Source organism: Verrucomicrobiota bacterium, assembly GCA_016200005.1.
In the GTDB taxonomy this organism is placed as follows: Bacteria; Verrucomicrobiota; Verrucomicrobiia; order Limisphaerales; family PALSA-1396; genus PALSA-1396.
This window is the reverse complement of sequence record JACQFP010000049.1, coordinates 76,051-82,340: the sequence shown is the minus strand read 5'-3', so window position 1 is coordinate 82,340 and position 6,290 is coordinate 76,051. Positions and strand designations below refer to the sequence as shown.

Annotated in this window: 3 protein-coding genes and 1 pseudogene; 3 read left to right on the top strand and 1 reads right to left on the bottom strand. The window is 54.8% G+C overall.

The annotated features are described in order from the left end of the window. Positions 1 to 127: 127 nt before the first annotated feature. Positions 128 to 337, bottom strand: a pseudogene (locus HY298_18135) (hypothetical protein). A gap of 1,333 nt (positions 338 to 1,670) precedes the next feature. On the opposite strand from HY298_18135, the gene HY298_18130 reads away from it, so the two are divergent. From HY298_18130 to HY298_18120, 3 genes are all read left to right on the top strand, one after another. Continuing rightward, on the top strand, positions 1,671 to 3,257 hold the full coding sequence (locus tag HY298_18130; protein ID MBI3852179.1) for a methylenetetrahydrofolate reductase C-terminal domain-containing protein: 1,587 nt from the start codon (positions 1,671 to 1,673) through the stop codon (positions 3,255 to 3,257). Then, complete coding sequence (locus tag HY298_18125; protein MBI3852178.1) at positions 3,254 to 4,180, top strand: dihydropteroate synthase; 927 nt, start codon at positions 3,254 to 3,256, stop codon at positions 4,178 to 4,180. The genes HY298_18130 and HY298_18125 overlap by 4 nt, the downstream gene beginning before the upstream one ends. A gap of 221 nt (positions 4,181 to 4,401) precedes the next feature. Then, on the top strand, positions 4,402 to 5,676 hold the full coding sequence (locus HY298_18120; GenBank protein ID MBI3852177.1) for an amidohydrolase family protein: 1,275 nt from the start codon (positions 4,402 to 4,404) through the stop codon (positions 5,674 to 5,676). The last annotated feature ends 614 nt before the right edge of the window (positions 5,677 to 6,290 follow it).

Below are 6,290 nucleotides of genomic sequence, written 5' to 3'. Positions count from 1 at the left end.
CATGTTTCCGTTTCGGTTTTGGACCGCCAGGGGCAGGCCCTGGCTCCGGTCGCCCTACGGGCTTCCTTCGCCAGGGCCTGCCCCTCTAACCTGTAGCGTAATTCAATCCGGCTTTGAGGTCACGGACTCAGAAACGGCGCGCTTCCTTTTCCTTGAACAGAATGTTGAACGTGGTCATCGAACCGTAACAACGCGTGATGTATTGCTGCATCTCCACCTTTTCGGCGTCGGTGAGTTTCTCATGAGCATTGATCTTCTGTTCCAACACGCGAAGTTGGTTGCGCACCATCACTACTTTATGGAAAAAGGTTTCGAGCGGGACTTCCTTGGGTTGCAGTGCCGGATCGGCGGAGTGCAAGACCATGCGTCCGTTATGCCAGCGACGGGCGAGTTGCTCGACGAATGAATCGGGTTTTTCCAAGCCGAGTTCCTTGACGGCCACACTCACGGTTTGCCGGATGAACTGGGCAAGGGGGACATCCAAACCGCGCACGGCCGCTTGCGCTTCTGCCAGTTCGAGCCCGGCCGATTCGGGCGAGACGGTGCGTTGCCCATCGTCGAAGCGAATCTCGGCCGCGTGTTCGGAAATGGTTTTGACCTGGCCGACGCCGTACTGGGGATGCCGGACTTTCATGGCGATGTGCAACGCTTCAATTTTCATGGCCCAAGTTTAACCACGCCCCGTCGAGGTAAAAGCTCCAAATCTCAACCTCCAAACTCCACAGAGACTTCCAGCATTACCAAAGAATTTGCGCTTGTCCCCGGAACTCGTCACAAGCCACTGTCTGGGTGCCATCAAAGAGGATTTCCTCTCGCTGATCGAACGTTCGGCTAATACTTGCCGGGCTTCTATTTCATTGTTGACCACTCGATGGTTTGGTTTCGAGTTCGCTTCCTGCGCTCAACGGCTTGGGCTTATGACCTTTCCTGTGAGCCCAAGCCGACCGATCGTACGAAGCAAATCTGCGAGGAATGAGCGCATCCAGTGCATCCGGCCGTTGTGCCTGCTGAGACCAAAGTGCCAGTTTTTGAGAAGACCTGGTGTAGCCAGAACGCCGTCACTTCGCTAAGGTTTTCCATCGCAACAATTCGACAATCGACAAACTTGCAAACGACTCATCGCGGCGGGCGCACGGCTGGCGGGGTTGAGGGCAGCCTCCACGCCGTTTCATCGTCGGCGCTGGCTGCGAGCTTCCGCGCGACACCCCGCCGGCGAACTTGCGGGCGCTGTGCTCCTTTGCAAAGTGCTCAAGCGGGTAACCGAGAGCGTCCATGAATTGCGAATCGACAAGTACGGTCGGCTATCCGGTTGGAGTGGGTGGATGGTCGCTACGGGGCCTAGGGCTACAAACCAGACTGACGGCGATTAACTTGATGCCGCTCCTGAAGTTGTGCTTTATTCTCAGCCATCGGTGATAGTTGCAAAATCAAACGAGCAGACCTCGCCCTCATTTATGACTAAACCAAAACAGCAACCGACCGACTCCCGGATACGCCGGCTGGCGCTGCTGACCCACCGGGTGGCTGAGGAAGAGTTCACGTGCAACGCCCGCAGGGCGGAGCACACCGCCAAGGCCCGATTCATTAAGCTGGGCTGGCACGATCTCACCCGGACCCGTCGTGTGCCACGTTGCAGAAAACTTGGACGCCTGGGATAGTCGCCTGAAATCATGATTGATTTGCAATCCAACCTGCGGCTGAAAGCAATCCTCTCGGAAACGGATCGTTTTCCGCTCGGGGTCGAGTTGGTTTCCACGCGGGGCACCATGACGCAACAGCAAACGTTGAAAACCCGGAATTTTTCAGCCGACCTGACGCACAGCCCGCGAGTGGATTGGGTGTCCATCACGGACAATGCCGGAGGAAATCCGCAACTCGCCCCCATCGCCTTGGGCACGCCGATTCTGTATGCCGGAAAGGAAGTCATCATCCATCTGACGTGCAAAGATTTCAACCGTTACGCGCTGGAAAGCCAGCTCTGGCTGCTGGCCAGTCAAGGGTTTCACAATATCTTGGCGTTAACCGGAGACTACCCGATCGAGAGTTTTGAAGGTCGCGCCAAGCCGGTTTTCGACATCGATTCCGTGGCGTTGTTGACCCTGATTGAGAAGATGAATGAGGGGCTGGAGGTCACCTCGGGCAGCGCCAGAATTCCAACGAAGCTCGACGCGACGCATTTTTTTGCCGGCGCGGTGACGAGTAATTTCAAATTTCATGAGAACACCCTGCTGCCCCAGTATTACAAGTTGGAGAAAAAGATTTTAAGCGGGGCGAAATTTATCATCAATCAGATTGGGTTCGATTCCCGCAAGGGTCACGAACTGCTCGAATACCTCCGCTTGCGGCAACTGGATCACATCCCGGTGGTTGGCAACGTCTATGTGTTAAGTCCTTTCGTGGCGCGCCTGTTCAATCAAATGAAAATTCCGGGCGTTATCCTCACGAACGAGCTCAACGAAATATGTCAAAAACAGGGAGCTTCCCCCGATAAAGGCAAAAAGTTTTTTCACGAATTTGCCGCGAAGCAACTCGCTATCTATCGGGGAGTCGGTTACAAGGCGGGCTACCTGGGCGGGGTTCACAGCTACGCGGAGATTGAAGAAATTCTCGATTTGGAAAAATCCTTCGCCCCGGATGATTGGAAACTTTTTGCCAGGGAAATCTCCTTTTCCCGCCCGGGCGAATTCTTCCTTTTTGAACCAGACAAAGCTACCGGCCTGTGCCGTCCTGGCAAAGTGAATCAGGCATGGAAGAAATCCTTGCGCGAAAGGCATTCCAACAAAAATGTCACCTTGGGCTACCACCTTGCGAAGCGATTTCATTCGCTGATGTTCGAAAAAGGAAAAGGATTGGCGCCACTGGCCGAAAAGATCTGCCAAAAAGCAAAGAATCCCAGTCAAGGCCCGCCGGGGATGCGCTTCATTGAGCAGCTCTCAAAAGCGGTGCTGTATTCCTGTCAGGATTGTGGCGATTGCTCACTGGAGGAGACCGCTTTCTTATGTCCCGAGTCGCAATGCGCCAAGAATCAGCGAAATGGGCCCTGCGGCGGTACACGGGATGGCAAATGCGAGGTCTTTGACTATGAGTGCATTTGGGCGCGGGCTTATGATCGCCTGAAATACGAAGGAAAATCCGAACAACTTCTCGATCACGTCCCCGTCATCCAGAACCAGGGGCTGCGCGGAACCTCCAGTTGGGCAAATTTCTGGCTGGGTAAGGATCACACTTCAAAAAAGGCCGCGGCGGAACCCTCATGAATCCAACGAAACTTCACGTCATCGGCGAACTGATGAACAATTCCTACGCTCGCGCCCGGAAAGCATGGCAGGCGCGCAATGTTGCCGGTTACCAGGAGCTGGCCAAAATCCAGACAAATCTCGGCGCTTCCCACCTGACCCTCAACATTGACGGCACTCAAAAACTTCCCGTGACGCTCCAGGAGATGCTCGACTTTCTGCCACTGGTCATTCCCGCCATTCAGGAAGTGACCGACGTGCCCCTCAGTTTTGACAATCCGAACGTCGCCTTTCATCGCGAATGTCTCAAGCACTTCAATCCGGCGAAATCCAATGGTCGTCCGATCCTTAATTCAATTTCCGTCTCGCGAGATAACATCGCGGAAATGATCCAGGTGGCACGCACGCACGACATGAACGTGATCGTTATGGTTTCCGAGTGTTTGATGCCGGACGGCTCTCATGGTTCGGCCAAAACCGTCGGGGATATTTTGACCACGACGAATTTTTTTGTCTCCATGCTTCACGAGCAGGCTGGCATCGCCAATGACCGCATCATCATCGATCCGGGGTTGGCGCCCATTGCTTCCGACACCAGCGGGCTGATCAACCGCTGCCTCGATTCAATCCAGGCGATTCGTTCCGAAAAAAACCTGGCGGGCATTCATATCTCGGTCGGACTTTCAAACTTCGCCATCGGCACCCCCAAACCGATGCAAGTTCCGCTGGATAGAGCCTTCCTCTGTCTGGCGATGGAAGCGGGCCTGGACTTTGCGCTCTCAAATCCTGAGAAAAATACCGTCCCGATGTCCAAGGACGAAAAGCTCGTTCAAGATTTAATCCACATTCTTGAAGCGGGCAGAGTTCGATCAGGCGAGACCCAGGAAGATGCGGGCTACCGGCAACTGGATGCGTTGATGGAACTTTGGGATGATGAAAACTGATTCCTTCACGGAAGCCAAAGCCGCAACCACTACCTCTCCTCCTTCCGATGGAGAAGAGGGCCGGGGAGAGGAGGCGCGTTTGTATTGGATTGCCCCTCTCCTCGGTCCTCTCCCCGCTCCTTCGTCGCGGGGAGAGGAAGAGAGAAATGTCCACAAATCTTTGTCGAAAATGCGGGAACATTCGTCATTATAGTACAGAACCCAGAGCGATGAATCCAGACATGCCAGCTCATTTAAGAGTCACCCCTGCAAATCCGATGCGTTGGATTGTAGTGGGTCAATTGCTGGATGCGAAAAACCGGCGGGTTCTTAAAAAAGCGCATTTAGTCTATAACCAGAACCGCATTTTGCATGTGGGCACCGAAGCGCCGGAGGCGGCAATTCTAAATGGGCAAAAGACTCCCGATTTGATCCTTCCCGAATATACGGTCATGCCCGGATTGATCGAGGGTCACTCGCATATCTTTCTCGAAGGCGCGGAGTTGGCGGCCGAAAAGCGGACCGACTACCAGAAGCAAGATCCTCAAACGCTTTATCAGAAGGCCGAAACCCGTCTCCGCACCCTGGCGCGCCTCGGGATAATCGCCATGCGCGACGGTGGGGACAAGGATCAGGTTGGCCTGCGCTTGAGCAAGGTCACCGCCGCCAAAGACTGCCCACCGTTCACCGCCAACGTCTTCAGTCCAGGCGCCGGCATCTACCGGCAGGGACGCTACGGTAATTTTTTTGGAAAACCATTGGAAGACCATGCCAATATTGAAAGCTGCGTCCAAGCGCGGATTGCCGAAGGCGCGGATCATATTAAAATCGTTCCCACCGGAATCATTAATTTCGTCAAAGGCCAGGTCGCCGCCAAGCCTCAGTTCAGCGTTGAAGAAATTCAACAGTTTCAGCAGGCGGCGCACGCGCAGCACAGGCATCTCATGGCCCATGCTTCCGGTGAGGTTGGCGTGGGGTATGCAATTGATGGCGGAGTGGACACGGTGGAACATGGTTTCTTTATTACGGAGGATCAATTGAGAAGAATGCGCGACCAAGATATTTCGTGGGTGCTCACCTTTGCGCCCGTTCAGGAACAACTGGATCATGCCGACATCATGGGCTGGACCGGTGAAACGCTGAACCACTTGAAGCAGATTCTCGAAAACCACGCGCGCAGTCTTCAAAAAGCAATTGGGCTGGGCGTCAACGTGCTCGTCGGCAGCGATTCCGGATCGTGTGGCGTCGCTCACGGGACGGGGTTGCTGTACGAGATGGAACTGCTCGAGAACGCGGGGATGCCCACCCTTGAAATCCTCTGCCAGGTGACGCATGGAAACAATAAAGTGTTAACCAACAAACAACCTTACGGATCGCTCGAGACTGGTTTTAAGCCCCGCTTCATCGTGACAAAAAGCAATCCACTGGAAACGGTGAAGAACCTCTCGTGCGAGCGGTGGGTGGTGTTTGATGGCGCGACTGAGAGCAGCGCCACGGTCAGTCTTGAGAATTTGTAAGACGCACAACTCAAAAGCAAAATCCAATCCCCACGGAATTGCTGAAAGAAACGGAAATTCGGAAGATATCCTCGCCGAAATCAAACACGTCTGTGCCCTTGGCCAATCCACGACGACGCCGACAATTTGACTGTAGCCGTGCACAATCCACCTCCGCGACCTCTCCGCAAACCAGTCCGAATCCGTTCCCGACCACGGATGAGCCGTGGCCATGTCCAGGCCAGTCCGCGTACCATGCGAAGCCAAAAGCATTTCGTGGACAAACCCGGGCGGCGACCAGTCCGCATCCGCGCAAGTCCGTCGCGCCGATCCGATGGTCCGTTGCCCGGACTCGTTTCGTTCCGGCCCACAGCCGTGCAGCCGATCATCCGCTGGGAAGTTGTGCGCGCTGATCCGGATTCGAGTCCTCCTTCAGCGCCGGGTTGAACACGCCGCTGCTCTCGTCCCAGTTCGCGGCGACGAACTGGTCGGCGGCTCAAAACCCTGTAATCTCGCGTTGGGGAACTTATTTGCATAAGCCAAGTACGACATGAACCCACAGCTTCCAACAATCACTATCGGCAGTTTTGCCGGCTCGCACTCCGGCGAAATGTTGTTTAACGAAGAGGGTTGAG